Origin of the sequence: Haloarcula sebkhae, from assembly GCF_014647415.1 — an archaeon.
GTDB lineage: Archaea > Halobacteriota > Halobacteria > Halobacteriales > Haloarculaceae > Haloarcula > Haloarcula sebkhae.
Map to the genome: position 1 here is coordinate 597,100 of NZ_BMPD01000002.1, position 17,416 is coordinate 614,515.

A 17,416-nucleotide genomic window follows, 5' to 3' on the forward strand; every position below is an offset into this window, starting at 1 on the left:
CTATTTTTTCATGACTCACGGCTTCGACTTGAACGACCGACTCGAACAGCGCGAGGCACAGAACCTCCGCCGGCATCTGGAAGTCGCCGAATCCGTCTCGGCGCGGACCCGATTCGCCGACGACCCGAAAGGAGAGCCCCCGCAGTTTGGGGATGAAGCAGTCGTTTTCGCCGCGAACAACTACCTCGGGCTGGCCGACGACAGCCGGGTCCAGCGGGCAGCTGAACTGGGCGCACGGACTGTTGGAACTGGTGCCGGGGCCTCACGGCTGGTCACTGGTGACACGCAAGCCCACCGCGGGCTAGAGCGCGATCTCGCGGCCTCGAAAGAGACAGAGCGAGCGCTGGTGTTCTCGTCTGGCTACGCGGCCAACATCGGGACTATCGATGCGCTGGCCCCGGATGTCGTCTTCTCCGACAAACTGAACCACGCCTCGATTATCGACGGCTGCCGGGTCGGGGCCAGCGAGACAGTCGTCTACGACCACTGTGACCCGGACGACTTGCGAGCGAAACTGGCCACGCGAGCGGCTGATATCGACGAGGACGAACAGTGGCTCGTGGTCACCGACTCCGTGTTCTCGATGGACGGAGACATCGCGCCCCTGTCGGCCATCTGTGACGCCGTCGACGAGTACGGCGCGTGGCTGATGGTCGACGAGGCCCATGCGACGGGGTTGTTCGGCGACAGTGCCGGCGGCGTTGTCCAACGCGAGGGGCTGAGCGACCGTGTCGATGTGCAGTTGGGAACCCTGTCGAAGGCACTGGCGAGCCAAGGCGGCTACATCGCCGGCGACGAGGTGCTTATCGAGTACCTGCTGAACGCCGCGCGGTCGTTCGTCTTCTCGACCGGACTCTCTCCACCAAACGCCGCGGCGGCCCGCGAGGCGCTGCGAATCGCTCGTGAGACCGAACGGACGACGGAACTCTGGGACACCGTGGCGACACTCAGGGACGGTCTGGAGACGATGGGCTACGAGGTGCTTGGCGAGACACATATCCTCCCGGTCGTCGTCGGTGACCGCGACGACGCGCTGGAACTGGCCGACCGCCTGCGCGACCACGGTATCGTCGCGCCCGCGATCCGGCCGCCGACGGTCCCTGAGGGCACCTCTCGTATCCGGGTCGCGCCGATGGCGACACACACTGCCGACGACATCGCGCAGTGTCTCGACGCCTTCCGAACTGCCGGCAGGGAGGTGGGCGTACTGTGAGCGAAACGAGCGACGAGTCGGAACCGGAAGGCGGGACCGGCCACATCGCCGAGGACGGCGTCTTCGTCGTCGGGACCGACACCGGCGTCGGCAAGACGGTCGTGACTGCCGGGCTGACGGGCTGGCTGCGTGAGGCGGGGACAGCCGCCGTCGCAGTCAAGCCCTGCCAGACCGGCTATCCGCCGGATGACGACGCAGCGTTCGTCGAGTCCATCTGTGGCACAGCCGACGCGGCAGTCTGTCTACAGCGGTTGTCGCCCCCGCTGGCACCGGAAGTGGCCGCGCGGGAAGCAGACGACGATGTCACGCTTTCCTACGAGTCAATCCGTGACGGGGTTGCCGATGTCGTGGCAGGAAGCGAGACGGCTGTCGTCGAAGGTATCGGCGGCTTGCGTGTCCCGCTCGCGGACGATCGAGAGGTCATCGACCTCGTTGCGGATGTCGGGCTTCCGGCGCTGGTCGTCGCGCGTTCGGGGCTCGGAACGCTCAATCACACGGCGCTGACGGTTCAGGCGCTCCGCCGGAGAGGCGTGCCAGTCGTCGGTGTCGTTCTCAACGAGTACGAAGACGCGACGACCGCTGAGCGTACGAATCCGGGCGTTATCGAACGGATGACCGACTGCACTGTCTGGCCGATACCACCGCTTGAGATAGATTCGTCTGCTAGCGTAATTGACGGCCTCAGGGCGCATCTCCCGCAGTCGGTGTTACAGCCGGCTATCGATCAGTAGCCGTCGTACGTGGCCGAACAAAGGGGATAGAACGGGGGCAAACCCCCGTCGTGTGACACTACGGAGCCGATAAGGCTCCATCTGATACTTGACTACCGATCACTAAAATAGTAAGGCACGTTTCATCTGGAGATTTCCCCGTAGCGCGGGGTCGTGCTCCGTTAGGAACGGGCTACCGCCCAGCCGAAATGACGGTGCTAGAGGTCGATTGACAGCAGCGACTCGACGTCGACACCGTCGTCAAGTAGCGTCCGCATACGGTCGACCGTTGCCTCGTTCCGGGTCTGCCCGGTCCGAAGCACCTCCTCGACTCTGTCTATCGTCGTCCGCGTGTCCGACTGGACTGACAGCACTGGGACGTTTTTCTCGGCCGCCTGTCCGATGACCGCACTGGCGGGCTGGAACCCACCAGTGAGGAGGAGTGCGTTGATACCGGACGCTTCGAGGGCTGCTGTCTGAACCTCCGAGCGGTCGCCGCCGGTGACGACGACGGCATCGCGCGTCCGCCGGAAGCGTTCGAGCGCGCTGCTCCCACTCATCGCGCCGACGCTGAACCGCTCGACGTGGACATCGGTGTTGGCATCACCAGTGAGGATGTCCGCACCGAGGTTCCGGGCAAGGTCGGCAACGGTGACGCCGGCGAGCGAGCGGTCACGCGGCAGAATGCCGTGGACTGGGATGCCCTCGCCTTCGAGGAACGGGACCACGTCGTCGGCGAGTTCGTCGACCGTCGCGTCGGTGACGCCGTTGAACAGGACGCCGTCGAGTCGATCACCGATCGCTTCGGCCGCCGACAGAATTTCGTCCGTGTCACTGGGCGTGTCGTAGCCGGTGACTAACAGCACACGGGCGTCGAGCAACTCCGCGATATCGATGTCAGTAAGATCGACGATACTGCCAGTCGATAGGTCACTGCTCCCCTCGACGAGGAGCATATCTGTTCCGTCCGAACACGTCTCGATGCCCTCTTGCAGTCGCTCACGGAGTTCATCCGGGTCCTCACGCCCGCGGATGGCTTCCTGAATGAACGTCGGCGAGTAGACGATGGGCTCCATGTCGTGGAGGTCGGTCTCCAGGTCGAGCAGTTCGCGGGCGAGCATCGGGTCCTCGTCCCGCGTCTTGCCGACCGCACTCCGCAGGCGCGTCCCCTTGGGCTTCATGTAGCCGACATCGTAGCCCGCGTCGTGAGCACGCGTCGCGAGCGCGAGCGTGATAGCCGTCTTGCCGATACCTTCCTCAAGCGATGTAACGAGTAGCGTGTTCGTGTCGGTCATAGTTTCTCCTGGTCGAGGGTGAGTCGCAGGTCGACCGCCTGCACCCCGTCGGGCGTCGCGACGAGGGGGTTGATGTCCAGTTCGACGATCGCGGGGAAGTCAGTGACGAGTTGCGAGAGTCGCTGGATTGTCTCAACGAGCGTGGCCTCGTCGACGGGGTCGCGGCCCCTGGCACCGCGCAACAGCGGTGCGGAGTCGATGTCGTCAAGCATCCCTTTCGCTTCGTTCTCGCTGACGGGGGCGACACTGACAGTGTTGTCTTCGAGTACCTCGACGAAAATACCGCCGAGGCCGAACAACAGCAACGGCCCGAACTGCGGGTCGCGGTTCATCCCGAGAATCGTCTCGACGCCGTTGTCGAGGTCGACCATCTCCTGTACCTGGACGCCGAGAATCGTCGCGTCCTCTTGGTAGTTGCGCGCCCTGACGACGAGGTCCTCGTAGGTGTCACGGACCTCCTCGACGGGAACACCGACCTCGACACCGCCGATGTCGGACTTGTGCAAGATGTCCGGACTAACGATTTTCATCACCACGTCGTCGCCGATCTCCTCGGCAATCGCCTCCGCCTCGACGGGTGAAGAGACGACATCGCCCTGCGGTGTGGGAATTCCGTACGCGTCGAGCAGTTCCATCGCTTCCACGCCGAGCCGGTTCGACCCGCGCCGGGCACCGGATTCGAGTATCTCACGGGCCCGCTCGCGGTCCACGTCGAAGGTCGTCGGCTCCTCGTACTCGGTTGTCCTGATCTCGCGATAGCGTCTCAGAGCGTCCAGACTTCCGACGGCGCGGGCCGGGTCGAAGTAGTTCGGCACGCCCGCTTCGCTCAGGACGTTCGCACCGGCGTCGACCGACTTCCCGCCCATCAGTGTCGCCGCGACGGGTTTCTCGAACCGCTCCTGCTGTTCGACGATGCGTTCCGAGAGGTCCTCGAAGGAAAGCACTGCCGTCGGGCAGGCGACGACGACAGCCATCGAGACGCTGTCGTCCGCCAGTACCGTTTCGAGCGCCGTCTCGAAGCGCTCCGCGGGAGCATCGCCGATAATATCGACTGGGTTGTAGATATTGGCCTCGTCGGGCATCTCCTCGCGAAGTTGGGAGAACGTCTCGTCACCGAACTGCGCGAGTTGCAGGTCCGAGTCGCCGACAGCGTCGGTCGTCATTACGCCAGGACCGCCGGCGTTTGTGACGATGGCGATCTCGTCCCCGTCCGGGAGCGGCTGGCCGGCGAGAATCTGCGCGTAGTCGAACAGTTCCTGCACGGACTCGACACGGAGTGTCCCGGCCTTGTCGAGGCCGGCCTCGTAGGCCCGCTCCGATCCGGCCATCGCACCGGTGTGGGAGGCTGCCGCGCTCGCACCCGCGTCCGTGCGGCCGGACTTGACAAGCACAATCGGCGTATCCTGTGTCACCTCACGGGCCGTCTGCACGAACGAGGACCCGTCGTTGATGTCCTCAAGATAGCCCAGAATGACGTCAGTATCAGGGTCGTCACCCCACTCGGCGACGAAGTCGCTCTCGTCGAGTACTGCCTTGTTCCCGAGCGAGACGATGTCCTTGAAGCCGACATCGCGCTCGGCGGCCCAGTCTAGGACGGCGGTGATGAACGCGCCCGACTGGCTCATAAAGGAGATGTCGCCGTCGCTAGCCATCAGATTCCCGAAGGTAGCGTTGAGCCCAACGGGTGTCGACATCACACCGAGGCTGTTCGGGCCGACCAGATTCAGGTCGTATTCACTGGCCGCTTCCCGGAGCCGCTTTTCACGTTCGGCCCCATCACTGCCAGTCTCACCGAAGCCAGCAGTGATGACGACGACGTTTTCGATGCCCGCTTCCCCGGCGTTCTCGATGACCTCAACCGCCACCGTTGGCGGCACGACGACGACGGCAACGTCGACCGACCCGGGGTCTTCCAGGCCGGCGAGGTTGTCGTAACACGGCAATCCAAGTACTGTCTCTTTGTTCGGGTTCACGGCCACGACCTCCCCTGCAAACGAATCGAGCAGGTTCGTGGTGACCGCGTGACCGACGGATCCCTCCGAATCGGTCGCCCCGACCACTGCGACACGTTCCGGCGCAAACAACGTCGATAATCGTCCCATGCCTCTATTTACTAGCTACTGTTGGGGCCGAATATAGATGTGTGGAACTCCCAGTGAGCGGGAATCTAGACGATTCATTACCGCGATTTCGGTGTGGCGGTGTTTTTGTTCGTCACCCCCGTAGCGGTGTCCGATGACTGACGCAGCACTCCTAGCACCGTTTGACGACGAGGTGGTCCGTGGGGTCGCGGGGACAAACAGCGTCAATGAAGAGCAATTGCGGTCCGCGCTCGCCGATCACCAGCGAACGATGCGTGAGAATCCAGGCGTCGAAGATCTCGTTTACGAGTGGCGAAAGCGATTCAATGACGCAGTGTTACACCGCACGCCCGAGACGTTCTTCATGGCCGTCAGAGAAGACGTCTGGGAAGAGTACGGCGCGCATCTCGGACTTGACGACTACCTGCTCGCCGCAGTCGTCGCAGTCCATCAAGAGCAAGTTCTTCGTGAAACAGCCGTCGACAGCAGCGCTATCGGCCAAAACGCCGTCGCGCTCATTGCTTCCCGGCCGTCGTCGACGTAGGTGTGTTCCTTTTCGTGTCAGGTTCCAAGCCCGGGCTAGAGCGACGGTTGTGATTCTCGGACAATATTTCAGTTCAGGCAACTAGCCATTCTATCTGAGAACATAATTTTTGGGTTCCCGAAAACATATTTTCACAAAACAATCTTTAAGTGGCTTCCACCTGTACGATAAGATGACTATGGCAACACAAGAGCACGTCCGACGCGAGTTCGGGGAAGTCGAAGAGAACGAACTCCGCCTCGACAAGGAGAAGTCCGAGCAGGTAATCAATGCGCTGAACCAGGACCTGGCGGACACGTACACGCTGTACCATCAGGTCAAGAAGCACCACTGGAACGTCGAAGGCGCCGAGTTCCGTGACCTCCACCTGTTCCTCGGCGACGCCGCCGGCAACGCCGAAGAGGCGGCTGACGAACTCGCCGAGCGCGCACAGGCTCTCGGCGGCACACCCATCGCCGGTGGGAAGGCACAGGAAGAGCACGCGTCGGTCGAACCCGAAGGTCAGGACGTGTATGACATCCGGACGTCGCTCGAAAACGACCTCGAGATGTACGGCGACATCATCGAGTCGCTCCGTGACCACATCGACCTCGCGGAGAACCTCGGTGACCACGCCACAGCACAGATCCTCCGGGAGATCATCGTGCAGACCGAGGAAGACGCCCACCACATCGAGCACTACCTCGAAGACGACACGCTCGTCCTAGACTAACGTCGGTACAGCGTTTTCTCTCTCAGTTTCTTCCGCCGGATAGTCGCCACATAGCTCAGACTGTGTAGCGTGGCGTGAACCGTTCCGGTAGAAAGCAGTCCGGGACTCGAAGGAAAGAGAGACGCAACGCGTGGGATGAACGGACTATCGTCGAAGATCGACGGTGACGTCAGTCGAAATCCAGCCGTCTCGGTTCCCGTCTTCGGTAAACACGGTTCTGTCAGCACCGCTGTCCAGTGCTGCAACGTCCGGGCGATCCTCGGAGGCCTCGACATCGTCCGTCTGTGATGGCATTACCTGAGTTAGGCACCCCTAAAGCTAAAAGGATTTTGGTTGGCCTAATCGTCCGTGGACCCCACACCCCTGTACCGACGGCAGCGGTAACCAGAAGCTGGCCGCCGATACGGCGCGGCCTTTAGTACCCGAGGCAACAAGAGAGAGGTATGAGTTCGGACGACGACCTTACCGCCCTGGTTACGGACCTCGTTACGACGCTACAGGAGCTAGAGACGGAGGTCGAACCCACGACAGACAGCGGCCTGCCGCGGCCGCCGACGCCGGGTGAACTCCTGCGGTTCACCAGCGACGTGACCATCCCCGCAGTCATTCTCATACTGAAGACCAACGTCGAGGCGCTGAAGCTTCTCCGACGAGCCCTCCGGATGGCCGAGGGGCGGCCGACCACGACTGGGTCCGCCTCGGATGAAGTGCGACAGCGTGCGAGTGACCTGAGTCGGGCCACGCTCTCCCGACTCGACGGTGCGCTGACGGACCTCCAGCAGGCTGTGGAAGGGAGGCCGGAAGATGAAGACGCCCGCGAGCTCATTCAGGAAGCCCAACAGTTGCGTGACCAGATCCAGGATAGACTAGCCGACGAACAAGGGGTGAGTGAGGAGGTCGACCCCGATCAAGTTACTGACGTCCCAGTGGACGTAGATGCCGAATTACGGTCGATAAAGGACGAAATCGATGGTCCGGACAGGAACAACGACGGTACCGAAAACGGAGGCGGAAGCGACGAGGAGTAACGGAATCCAGCACGGTGTGAAAATTATGTTGTATCAAACATAATGATTTATTATTGTACAAGTATAGGTATGAATACCGATGTCCAGCTCTACCGCTCCGGGTGGTCGACGGGCGACCCTGTTCGTCCGGTCTGACCTCCCTTCGCCGTCACAGAAACGCTGTACCGCTATCGAACGTGAGCTACAGGAGCTGGTGTGCCGTGGCGTACTCGACGATGTCGAAACAGTCGAATGGGAGAAACGCGTGCCGCTACAAGGCTCTGGTAACGGAACCGAACGGGGCCTGTACAACGAGTTTGCGGACTGGGCCCGCGAGGCCGGAGTCTGCCTCGCACCGTTTTTCGACACCCGGCTCTGTTACAGTTCGACGACGGGCGAGAAGCGCCGCGAACTCGTCATGCCGGCTGTCTGTCTTGCGGTCTACGAGGACGGCGATCTCGTGCAGGTAGCCCCCTTTGCCGACGCGGGCCGAACAGAGTCTGTCGAGGAGTGCATTACAGAACTGGCCGAGACAGGGACCCTCCCAGAGACGTATTCGACACCCGTCTCGACCGTATAGGCCCGCGTGCCCCGTTCGGCTTCTATGCCGTCTCCGGCAGCGTCAGCTACGGTCTTCTCAGCGGCGGTCGAAAAGGGTCGCATTATCCGGCAGTCTGTGGAGAGTGATCAGACCGGGTCCCAGCGGTAGCCGTCCCAGTCCTGACTCTCGGGCACCTTGATACCCGCGTCGGGGTCGCGGAGTTCTTCGACGTAGACCGGCTCGACCGTGTCACCTGTTTCGACCTCGTCCGTAGTCACCTGCCCGAGCGCGCGAACGAACTCGTCGCTCGCCCCGGAGATATCCGTGACATCGAATTCAACGATAGCGAGCGTGTTCGGCTCGCGGACACCCGGTGGCGTCGCTGTCGAATGGGTCCAGGTGACGACTTCGCCGGTCCGGTCCGCAAGGTCGAACGTCTCTTCCTGCGGTTCGCCACACTCAGGACACAGCGGATGCGTGGGATACGAGACGTGACCGTTCGAACACATACCTGCTTCCAGCGTCATTCTGCGGCCTCCATGATGGTGGTGATGACACAGTTCCCGAACCCGCCGACGTTACACGCCAGTGCGGTATCAGCCTCGACCTGTCGCGGCCCGGCCTCGCCGACGAGCTGTTCGTAGATTTCGACGCCCTGCGCGACACCGCTTGCCCCCAGCGGATGACCCTTCGATTTGAGCCCGCCGGAGGTGTTGATCGGCAACTCGCCGTCCTTGGCAGTGGCACCGTCCATCGCCATTTCCCAGGCCGTTCCCTGCTCGGCGACGCCGATCCCCTCCAACTGGAGGAACTCCAGAATAGTGAACATATCATGCAGTTCGGCCACGTCGAGGTCCTCGGGGCCGAGGCCGGCCATCTCGTAGGCCTGCTCGCTCGATTCGACGACCCCGCCCATGACCGTCGGGTCGTCGCGCTCGTGGACGACGTGCGTGTCGGTCGCCCCGCCGATGCCGGAGACCAGCGCGTACTCGTCGGTTATCTCCCTGGCCCGCTCCTCCGTCGTGAACATGAGCGCGGCGCTGCCGTCCGTAATCGGACAGAAGTCGTACAGCCGCAACGGGTCGGCGATGATGGGCGACTCCAACGCTTTCTCCATCGTGATTTCCTTCTGGAACTGCGCCTTGGGGTTATCCACGCCGTTTCTGTGGTTCTTGACTGCGACCCGGGCGAGTGACTCTCGGGGAGCGTCGAAGCGCTCCAGATAGTGCCGGGCAGTCATCCCGGCAAAGGACGGGAGCGTCACGCCGTGTTTGTACTCGTCGGGATGGGTGATCGAGGCGATGATGTCGGTCGCCTGGCCCGTCGTCTTGTGGGTCATCTTCTCCCCGCCGACCAGCAGCGTCATGTCGCTGGCCCCGCTGGCGACTGACTGCCAAGCCTCGTAGATCCCGGCCCCACCCGAGGACGAGGTCTGATCGACCCGTTCACTGTAGGCCGGAAGCACACCTAGGTCGTGGGCCAGCAGGTTCATGATTCCCGTCTGGCCTTCGAACTCGCCGCTTGCCATGTTCGAGACGTACAGGTGCTCTACGTCGTCGGGCGCGACGCCGGCGTCCGTGAGGCACTCCTCGCCCGCCTGCGAGAGCAACTCACGGATCCAGGCGTCGCGTTGCCCGAACTTCGTCATTGACGCGCCGATTACTGCGACTCCCATACCTGTGTCGTCACAGGGGTCTCGTGTATGTATTACGGTCCGACCTATAGAACGAGAAGAATTTTCAGACAGGCGTCCGAACGACCGACAGCCCCTCGGCGGGCTGGTCACCGGCTAGTGAGACGAGCAACCGCCAGCCGTCGGCAGTTCGCTCCGCTTGGGCCATCTGTGGCGTGATACTCGTCCGGCGCAGTAACTCGACAGCGATCGGCAATACCGGACAGCGAAGGTCCGACAGTGTCGGGCGATAGTTCTGTAATGTGATATATTTGGAACAACGGCCGGGACCGGTGGCCGCGGGTTCGATTGCTGCCTCGTCGACGAGCCCCGCTGCTTCGAGGTCGTCGATGGCGTCCCGAACTGGCTCAGGGCCGCTTGGCTTTCTCGGTAGCTGTCCGGCGGCTTCGCGGAGGGTGTCCGCCTGTACCTCCGGGTCGAGGTGTTCTTCCAGTGCCGTGGCCATGCTTTCGAGCATCGCCAGACAGAGTCGCTCGCGGTTCTCGGTTTCCTCAGCCGCTTCGAGATAGCTGTCGATGACTGCCTGCTCGACGGAGCGATGATGGCCCGACAGTACTTCGAACAGCGACCCGGCGACCGTGTGACAGTACTCCGGGAGCGACGACGGGCCAGTCCTGACGGCGTCGGTCCCCCACGGCGCTTCACAGACGATGAGGCCGTGCACGGTAACACGTGGGTCGTAGCGACGGAGAGCGCTTCGGTAGGCAGTCGCGACACTGGCCGCTTCGGCGGCTGTTTCGCGGTCCGGAAACTGCATCCCCGACACTGGGAACGGCGGCGTGCCCGTCCTGGCGCTGACGACGCGATACGGCCCGACAGCCACGCTGAGCTCCGAGAGCCTGTCACGGATATCCGCGAGCGTTCGTCCGACCATGGTTTCCCTACAGATCCCCAGCGACAATATCGGCGACGCGCTGGCGGTTGAACAGCTCCCGGTCCACGTCGTACACCTGCGACGCGGCCCGTTCCGTGAGGACCAGATTCGTTATCGGCCCCTGGTACAGCGGCCCACCGCGGTACACGTTCCCGTTCTGGACCGCCGTCAGTTCACTCCCGGTCTGGTCCGATTCGAGGAAACTGACGACCGTGTCTTCGAACTCCGAGCGCGTCTTGTTCTCCTGCCCCCGCAGGAGCAAGTACTCGGGGTCGATCTCCAGCAGCGTCTCGAAGTCGACCTTGCTCCGATCGGTGTGGAAGTCCCTGACATCGGTTTTCGCGAACGCATCGCGAACGCGCAAATCCCGCCACTGTTTGAAGCTAGTTCCGTCCTCGATGAGGTACGGGGAGAAGCTCGTCGGCTCGTCGCTCCCAGCCCACATGATAGCCACTTCCGGCCGGTCGGAGTTCGAGTCTGGAACGATGTCGTCCAGACTCGTCCGGAACTCTTCGTGGAGGGACTGGAACGCCTCGAACCGGTCGGTCCGCTGGAACGCCCGGGCGAGGTTCTCGAAGGCTTCGTACAGCGTGTAGTAGGTGTAATCGTGCCACTCGTAGCCCGTCGAGAAGATACTGTTCCCGAAGAAGGGGGCGATCTGGGATTCGATCTCGTCGATGTCCGACTGCTCCCAAGACCCGCGGGCCTGGAGGAAGTTCGGGTCCATGACGTGGATGTCGGCATCGATTTCGTAGAACTGTTCCTTCCCGACGCCGCTGTCACCCCACAGCTTCTGAATCGAGCTCCCGTCGACGCTAATGCCCGGAATCTCATCGTAGTACTGGGTATGATATCGCGACGGCAGCCAGACCCCCTCCGGTGCGTCGAGACCGAGCGCGATCCCCATGTCGGCCCAGCTCCCGTTGTTCGCGACCCATAACTCAGGCACTGACTCGAAGGTGACCTCGCCGACCGGCTCCATCGAGACGGAGTAGGCCGAGTTCGTCGGTTCCGTGGTCGCTGTCGTAGTCGACTCCGCGGTCGTCGTCCCGGAATCTGTCGCATCATCAGTCGCGCCGTTACCCCCGCTACCCGCCTCGGACTGACCCGAACAGCCGGCAACGGTTCCTGCCAGCCCGACACCGGCTGCAACGATGTACTCTCGTCGGTTCATATCTTTTTAGGCTTGCCTAAATGGTTTAAATCTTCCCATATTTAGGTAGGCCAAAAACGCCATGAATCGACAAACAGCACCACAGCCCCCGACAGTGAGAATCCACACAAAGTATATCCGTGTGTGCTAACCACACACGAAATATGCAGGAGGCCTGGCTTCAACTCCAGTGTCCGGCGTGTTCAGTCGCCTGGGAAGAGCAAGTGTCCGACCTCCCGGCCCCGGAGACACAGTTCGGCTGTGACGACTGTGGAGCCGAGCGGTCGCTGTCGGAGTTTATGCGGACGAGTCGCGACCTCGAAGTACTGCAGGAGTTTACCGAATCCTAGTACCGCGCCCGCGCCGCTGCCTTCCATTCCTCGCCGCGCTTAACGTTGTTCGGAGGGCGGCGTTTGCCCACACTCGCCAGCCGTCCGGCCAGCGTCCACTCATCGACGTACTCGACGGTCGAACGGCGCGATGATATTTTAGCGGACCGCTGCCGGTCAGTCAGGTGAGCACTGACCGCGGCGGTGATAGCCGCTGCTTCTGCCTGTGATGCGTCCGCCGGTATCGACAGTGACAGGTCGTCTGGGTCCGCGCTTTCACCGGGTAGCGCCGCCTCCGTGTCCGACTGTAGTGTATCGCGAGTCGCCATGTTACAGTGGGATATTGCCGTGGTCTTTCGGCGGCGTGTCCTCCCGCTTGCGCTGCAGGAGGTCGAGGTCCTGAATGAGGCGCTTGCGCGTCTCTTTCGGTTCGATGACGTCGTCGAGGTAGCCCCGCTTCGCCGGCCCGTACGGATTGGCGAACTCGTCGCGGAACTCGTCCATCAGTTCCTGCCGCTTGGCGTCCGGGTCGTCGGCCTCCGCGATCTCGTTCCGGTAGAGGATGTTGACGGCTCCCCGTGGCCCGAGCACGGCCATCTCCGAACCGGGCCAGGCGTAGTTCACGTCGCTGCCCAGGAACTTCGAGGACATGACGATGTACGCCCCGCCGTAGGCCTTCCGCACGACGACCGACAGCAGCGGGACCGTCGCCTCGGCGTAGGCGTAGATGAGCTTCGCGCCCCGCCGGATGATGCCGTTGTGCTCCTGATCCGTGCCGGGCATGAACCCGGGCACGTCGACGAGCGTGACGATAGGGATATTGAACGAGTCACAGAAGCGGACAAACCGCGCCGCTTTCTCCGCCGCGTCGATATCCAGTGTGCCCGCGCTCACGCGTGGCTGATTGGCGACGACGCCGACCGACTGGCCGTCCATCCGCGAGAAGCCCACCACGACGTTGCGCGCCCAGTTACCGTGGACCTCGAAGAAAGAGTCTTCGTCGACGATGGCGTCGATGACCTTCGTCATGTCGTAGGGCTTGCGCGGGGCCGACGGGACGATATCGGTCACGCCGGGAATTTCCCGGTCGGGGTCGTCCCACGGTTTGACCCGCGGCGGGTCCTCCATGTTATTCGCCGGAAGGTACGATAGGAGCCGGCGAATGTTTTCGAGCGCTTCCTCCTCCGACGGGTACGAGAAGTGAGCGACGCCGGATTTGGTGGAGTGTGAGCCCGCACCGCCGAGTTCCTCTTTCGACACCTGTTCGCCGGTCACCGTCTCGATGACGTCCGGCCCGGTGATGAACATGTGGCTGGTGTCCTGCACCATGAACGTGAAGTCGGTCAGCGCCGGGCTGTAGGTGGCCCCGCCCGCACATGGCCCCATGATCGCAGATATCTGGGGGATGAGCCCGCTGGCCTTGGTGTTGCGCTCGAATATCTTGGCGAAGCCGACCAGCGAGTCGACGCCCTCCTGAATGCGCGCGCCGCCGGAGTCGTTGAGGCCGATGACCGGGACGCCGTTCTCGATGGCCCGATCCATCACTTTACAGATCTTGTCGGCGACGACTTCGCCAACCGAGCCACCCAGCACGGTGAAGTCGTGGGCGAACAGGAACACCTTCCGACCGTCGACCTCACCGTAGCCGGTGACGACTGCGTCACCGGCGAAGCGCTTCTCCTCCATGCCGAAGTTCGTCGACCGGTGCTCGACGAACGGATCGACCTCGTTGAACGTGCCGTCGTCGACGAGGAAGTCGATACGCTCCCGGGCGGTCATCTTGCCCTTCTCGTGCTGGGATTCGATGCGGGCTTCACCGCCCCCGAGTTCGGCTTCGGCTCGTTTCTGTCGCAACTCTTCGACTGCGTCGTCAGGCGCTCCAGTCTCGTCTTCTGGTTCTTCCTGTTGACTCATCCTACCACTCCATCCCGCCGTTGACACCAAGTACCTGTCCTGTCATGTAGCTCGATTCCTCGCTGGCGACGAACCTCACGATGCCGGCGATGTCTTCGACGCGTGCGAACCGGTCGAGCGGGATCTCCCGCAGAATCTTCTCCTGCACGCGTTCGGGCACCTCCTCTAGCATGTCGGTCTTGACAAAGCCCGGCGCAACGCAGTTCGCGGTCGAGCCCGTGTGTGCCAGTTCGAGCGCAAGCGTCCGTGTAAATCCGAACAATCCGGATTTCGTCGTCGCGTAGTTGGCCTGCCCGATGTTGCCCTGCTGGCCGACGACGCTAGAGATATTTATCAGTCGGCCATGCTCGGCGTCGCAAATGTCGTCGTAGAAAGCTTTCGTCCCGTTGAACACACCGCCAAGATTGACATCGATAACCGTCTCCCAGTCGTCGCAGGTCATGTTTTCGAACTTCTTGTCGATAGTGATGCCGGCGTTGTTGACGAGCACGTCCGCGGGCCCGAACTCGTCGGCCACCTTCTCACGCATTGCCCGGACCTCATCGAGTTTCGCTACGTCGGCCTGCGCCGCGATAGCGGTGCCGCCGCTCTCGCGGATGTCCTCGACGACGGCGCGGGCTTCCGCCTCTGAGGATCGGTAATTAACAACAACATTGGCCCCGTGGGCACCGAGGTCTTTGGCGATTCCGCGGCCGATACCGCGCGAGGACCCAGTGACGACACAGGTTTGATTTTCTAGGTTCATTTGTGATTGATGGGAGCCCTGTTGCTTCGTACGCTCATCACCTAATCTGGCAAAGCACAGCCAAATAATAGTTCGCCTTATACAACATTTGACGACGAAGTCAGAATATAATGATGATCCCATTACAGGAGAAATGACGGCTGAAAAACAGACTCACGAGGGCAGCAAAATGAGAACGCCAAGTCTTTTAGGATTGCCTAAAGACGTAGGGTCAGTACATGACAGCCGACATCTGCGTGATGGTGCCGACGATACGAAACCACGAATGCATGCGGTCGTACTTCCAGAACGCCCGGGACCACGGGTTCAATCTGGACCGACTGTTCGTCGTGCTCATCACTGAGGACTTCTGTGACACCGGCGCGATGGAACAGATGCTCGACGAGGAGGGCGTCGACGGGACCGTCTACGACGGGACCGACCGCGAGGCGTGGTTCGAGACCCACGGCGCGAGCGAGTATTCACACCTCATTCCTGAGGCGAGTCACGCTCAGACATCGTTTGGCCTCCTCTACATGTGGGCCAACGATTACGAGTACGGCGTGTTCATCGACGACGACACGCTGCCACACGAGGACGCGGACTTCTTCGGGACGCATATGTCGAATCTGGCCTTCGAGGGCGAGGTCGAGACGGTCAGTTCCGACGAACAGTGGGTCAACGTCCTCTACCAGAACGAGGATGAACACGGCCTCTACCCGCGTGGCTACCCCTACGCCGCGATGGATGAGACGGTGTCAACTGAGCAGACCAAAGTCGACGACGTGGTCGCCTCGCAGGGTCTTTGGACGAACGTGCCCGACCTCGACGCCGTTCGTATCCTGATGGACGGCGACCTCCAGGGACAGGCCCAGACTCGTACTAGCGGAGCGGATTTCGGCGATGACTTCGTCGCCGCCGAGGGGCAGTACCTCACCGTCTGCTCGATGAACCTCGCGTTCCGCCGCGAAGTCATCCCGGCGTTCTACCAGCTTCCGATGGACGACAACGAGTGGGACGTCGGTCGCTTCGACGACATCTGGTCGGGCGTGTTCCTCAAGCGGGCCTGTGACGTGCTGGGCAAACAGATCTACAACGGCGACCCACTGTGTGAACACAACAAAGCGCCCCGTTCGACGTTCTCGGACCTGACCAACGAAGTCCACGGGCTCGAACTCAACGAGCACGTCTGGGAAATCGTCGACGAGGCTGGCGCTGACGCCGATTCCTACGCCGAGGTGTTCGATGCAATCGCCACAGCGATGGCCGACGGCGATTTCAGCGACTGGGAAAACGGTGCCTTCCTTAACTACTGCGGGGAATTCATGCTCGACTGGCTGGAATGTCTCGACGAACTGGACGCCGCCGCGGCGGAACAGGTCCCCGCAACCGCCGACGACTAGAAAGGCCTAAGTTGTTTAGGCAACCCTAAATCAAACAATGAGTGATTCTAACGATATGACTGGACGCAACGCGACGCAGTCTCGACGGCGCTTCCTTGCGCTCGGCAGCGCGACTGCCGCGACAGCGCTTGCCGGTTGTTCCGGCATTCTCGGCGGGGGCGGTGACGGTGAGGCCGGCACCGGAACCGGGCAGATTTCTCTTTCGGACTTCCGCGGCTCTGGCCCACTGGTAGCACAGCGGGAGGCACCCGGAGGGACCTCTATCGAAGATCTGCCGGACCTCAGTGGCGAGCTGACGGTGTATCTCGGTGGCGGGGAGGGCGGACTGTATCTCGACCTTATCGAATTGCTCGAACAACGCTACCCGGATTTCTCGGCGAGCCACAGGCGGCAACCCTCCAGTGACCTCGCAAACAGGATTATCGAGGAGAACGAGGCCGACGCGAGTCCTGCCGACGTGTTCATGTCCATCGACGCCGGTTCGCTCGGTGCCGTGGCCAACGCCGGTGCGACAGCGAGCCTCCCCGATGAGGCCCTTTCGACGGTCCCCGAAGCCTATCAGGACAGTGAGGGGCGCTGGGTGGGCATCGCCGGACGCGCCCGGGCGATTCCGTACAACACGAACCAGATTTCCGACTCCGATATTCCGTCGTCGGTGCAGGAGTTCCCCGAGACGGCCGCCCTCGAAAACAACATGGGCTGGGCGCCAAGCTACGGTGCGTTCCAGTCGTTCGTCACCGCGATGCGGCTCATTCGCGGCGACGACGAGACGATGTCGTGGCTTCAGGCGATGCAGGACCACGGCATCACCACCTACGACGACGAGTTCCGCGTCTCCAATTCCTGTGCTGACGGGGAACTGGCCGCCGGCTTCGCTAACCACTACTACACGCTTCGGGTCCAGTCGGCCCGCGAAAACTCGCCTATCGGCCTCGCGTTCACTGAAGGCGACGCTGGCGCACTCGTCAACGTTTCGGGTCTGGAGATCATCAACGGAACCGACAACGCGGACCTGGCGTCGAACTTCGTCCGGCACGTCCTCTCAGCGGAGGCACAGGAGTTCTTCGCCACCCGGACGTTTGCGTATCCGATGATTCCGGGTGTCGCACCGGTCGGCGACCTGCCGCGCATCGACGAACTGAACCCGCCGGAGATCAACCTGACCGAACTGGCCGACGTGGCCGGAACAGTTGACTTACTTCGAGACGCTGGCGTCCTCTAAT

The 17,416-nt window shown here is 62.1% G+C and carries 19 protein-coding genes; 9 read left to right on the forward strand and 10 right to left on the reverse strand.

Annotated elements, in window-relative coordinates:
* Positions 1-10: 10 nt before the first annotated feature.
* Together IEY38_RS09110 and bioD are read left to right on the forward strand one after the other, a co-directional pair.
* Complete coding sequence (locus tag IEY38_RS09110; protein WP_188977141.1) at positions 11-1,213, forward strand: aminotransferase class I/II-fold pyridoxal phosphate-dependent enzyme; 1,203 nt, start codon at positions 11-13, stop codon at positions 1,211-1,213.
* Positions 1,210-1,944: a dethiobiotin synthase gene (gene bioD, locus IEY38_RS09115; protein WP_188977143.1), complete on the forward strand. Its 735-nt coding sequence runs from the start codon at positions 1,210-1,212 to the stop codon at positions 1,942-1,944. Before IEY38_RS09110 ends, bioD begins: the two co-directional genes overlap by 4 nt.
* Before the next feature lie 197 nt (positions 1,945-2,141).
* Here the strand turns inward: bioD and IEY38_RS09120 are convergent, their stop codons facing one another.
* Together IEY38_RS09120 and acs are read right to left on the reverse strand one after the other, a co-directional pair.
* Complete coding sequence (locus IEY38_RS09120; RefSeq protein WP_188977145.1) at positions 2,142-3,218, reverse strand: phosphotransacetylase family protein; 1,077 nt, start codon at positions 3,216-3,218, stop codon at positions 2,142-2,144.
* A complete protein-coding gene (acs, locus tag IEY38_RS09125) occupies positions 3,215-5,320 on the reverse strand; it encodes an acetate--CoA ligase alpha subunit (RefSeq protein WP_188977147.1) in 2,106 nt (701 codons plus the stop codon). The genes IEY38_RS09120 and acs overlap by 4 nt, the downstream gene beginning before the upstream one ends.
* 133 nt (positions 5,321-5,453) lie before the next feature.
* Here acs and IEY38_RS09130 point away from each other — a divergent pair, with 133 nt between their 5' ends.
* Both IEY38_RS09130 and dpsA read left to right on the forward strand, forming a co-directional pair.
* On the forward strand, positions 5,454-5,843 hold the full coding sequence (locus tag IEY38_RS09130) for a hypothetical protein (protein ID WP_188977149.1): 390 nt from the start codon (positions 5,454-5,456) through the stop codon (positions 5,841-5,843).
* A gap of 178 nt (positions 5,844-6,021) precedes the next feature.
* Positions 6,022-6,555 (forward strand): DNA starvation/stationary phase protection protein DpsA, encoded by a 534-nt coding sequence (gene dpsA / locus IEY38_RS09135; protein ID WP_170096121.1) that lies wholly within the window; start codon positions 6,022-6,024, stop codon positions 6,553-6,555.
* A gap of 144 nt (positions 6,556-6,699) precedes the next feature.
* Here the strand turns inward: dpsA and IEY38_RS09140 are convergent, their stop codons facing one another.
* Positions 6,700-6,849 (reverse strand): hypothetical protein, encoded by a 150-nt coding sequence (locus IEY38_RS09140; protein WP_004517997.1) that lies wholly within the window; start codon positions 6,847-6,849, stop codon positions 6,700-6,702.
* Positions 6,850-6,998: 149 nt separating this feature from the next.
* On the opposite strand from IEY38_RS09140, the gene IEY38_RS09145 reads away from it, so the two are divergent.
* Both IEY38_RS09145 and IEY38_RS09150 read left to right on the forward strand, forming a co-directional pair.
* Positions 6,999-7,583 (forward strand): DUF7547 family protein, encoded by a 585-nt coding sequence (locus IEY38_RS09145; RefSeq protein ID WP_188977151.1) that lies wholly within the window; start codon positions 6,999-7,001, stop codon positions 7,581-7,583.
* Between the two features lie 79 nt (positions 7,584-7,662).
* Entirely contained in the window at positions 7,663-8,142 is a 480-nt protein-coding gene (locus IEY38_RS09150; protein ID WP_188977152.1) for an HTH domain-containing protein, read from the forward strand.
* Between the two features lie 107 nt (positions 8,143-8,249).
* On the opposite strand, the gene IEY38_RS09155 is transcribed toward IEY38_RS09150, so the two are convergent.
* From IEY38_RS09155 to IEY38_RS09170, 4 genes are all read right to left on the reverse strand, one after another.
* Complete coding sequence (locus tag IEY38_RS09155; RefSeq protein WP_188977153.1) at positions 8,250-8,630, reverse strand: Zn-ribbon domain-containing OB-fold protein; 381 nt, start codon at positions 8,628-8,630, stop codon at positions 8,250-8,252.
* Positions 8,627-9,778: a thiolase family protein gene (locus IEY38_RS09160; RefSeq protein ID WP_188977155.1), complete on the reverse strand. Its 1,152-nt coding sequence runs from the start codon at positions 9,776-9,778 to the stop codon at positions 8,627-8,629. The genes IEY38_RS09155 and IEY38_RS09160 overlap by 4 nt, the downstream gene beginning before the upstream one ends.
* Positions 9,779-9,842: 64 nt before the next feature.
* Positions 9,843-10,670 (reverse strand): DUF7551 domain-containing protein, encoded by an 828-nt coding sequence (locus IEY38_RS09165; protein ID WP_188977157.1) that lies wholly within the window; start codon positions 10,668-10,670, stop codon positions 9,843-9,845.
* Positions 10,671-10,677: 7 nt separating this feature from the next.
* Positions 10,678-11,844 (reverse strand): ABC transporter substrate-binding protein, encoded by a 1,167-nt coding sequence (locus tag IEY38_RS09170; protein ID WP_188977159.1) that lies wholly within the window; start codon positions 11,842-11,844, stop codon positions 10,678-10,680.
* 143 nt (positions 11,845-11,987) lie between these two features.
* Here IEY38_RS09170 and IEY38_RS09175 point away from each other — a divergent pair, with 143 nt between their 5' ends.
* Entirely contained in the window at positions 11,988-12,173 is a 186-nt protein-coding gene (locus IEY38_RS09175; RefSeq protein WP_170096128.1) for a DUF7836 family putative zinc-binding protein, read from the forward strand.
* Here the strand turns inward: IEY38_RS09175 and IEY38_RS09180 are convergent.
* The 3 genes from IEY38_RS09180 to IEY38_RS09190 are packed head-to-tail and all read right to left on the reverse strand — an operon-like array spanning position 12,170 to position 14,811.
* Positions 12,170-12,481: a hypothetical protein gene (locus tag IEY38_RS09180; RefSeq protein WP_188977161.1), complete on the reverse strand. Its 312-nt coding sequence runs from the start codon at positions 12,479-12,481 to the stop codon at positions 12,170-12,172. The two genes, IEY38_RS09175 and IEY38_RS09180, sit on opposite strands and share 4 nt — an antisense overlap.
* Position 12,482: 1 nt before the next feature.
* Positions 12,483-14,066, reverse strand: a complete 1,584-nt coding sequence (locus IEY38_RS09185) for an acyl-CoA carboxylase subunit beta (RefSeq protein WP_188977163.1) — start codon at positions 14,064-14,066, stop codon at positions 12,483-12,485.
* Between the two features lies 1 nt (position 14,067).
* Complete coding sequence (locus IEY38_RS09190) at positions 14,068-14,811, reverse strand: beta-ketoacyl-ACP reductase (RefSeq protein ID WP_188977165.1); 744 nt, start codon at positions 14,809-14,811, stop codon at positions 14,068-14,070.
* 218 nt (positions 14,812-15,029) lie between these two features.
* Between IEY38_RS09190 and IEY38_RS09195 the strand changes: the two genes are divergently transcribed.
* Together IEY38_RS09195 and IEY38_RS09200 are read left to right on the forward strand one after the other, a co-directional pair.
* Entirely contained in the window at positions 15,030-16,193 is a 1,164-nt protein-coding gene (locus IEY38_RS09195; protein ID WP_188977167.1) for an alpha-1 4-glucan-protein synthase, read from the forward strand.
* Between the two features lie 55 nt (positions 16,194-16,248).
* On the forward strand, positions 16,249-17,415 hold the full coding sequence (locus tag IEY38_RS09200) for an extracellular solute-binding protein (protein ID WP_188977169.1): 1,167 nt from the start codon (positions 16,249-16,251) through the stop codon (positions 17,413-17,415).
* Position 17,416: the final 1 nt, after the last annotated feature.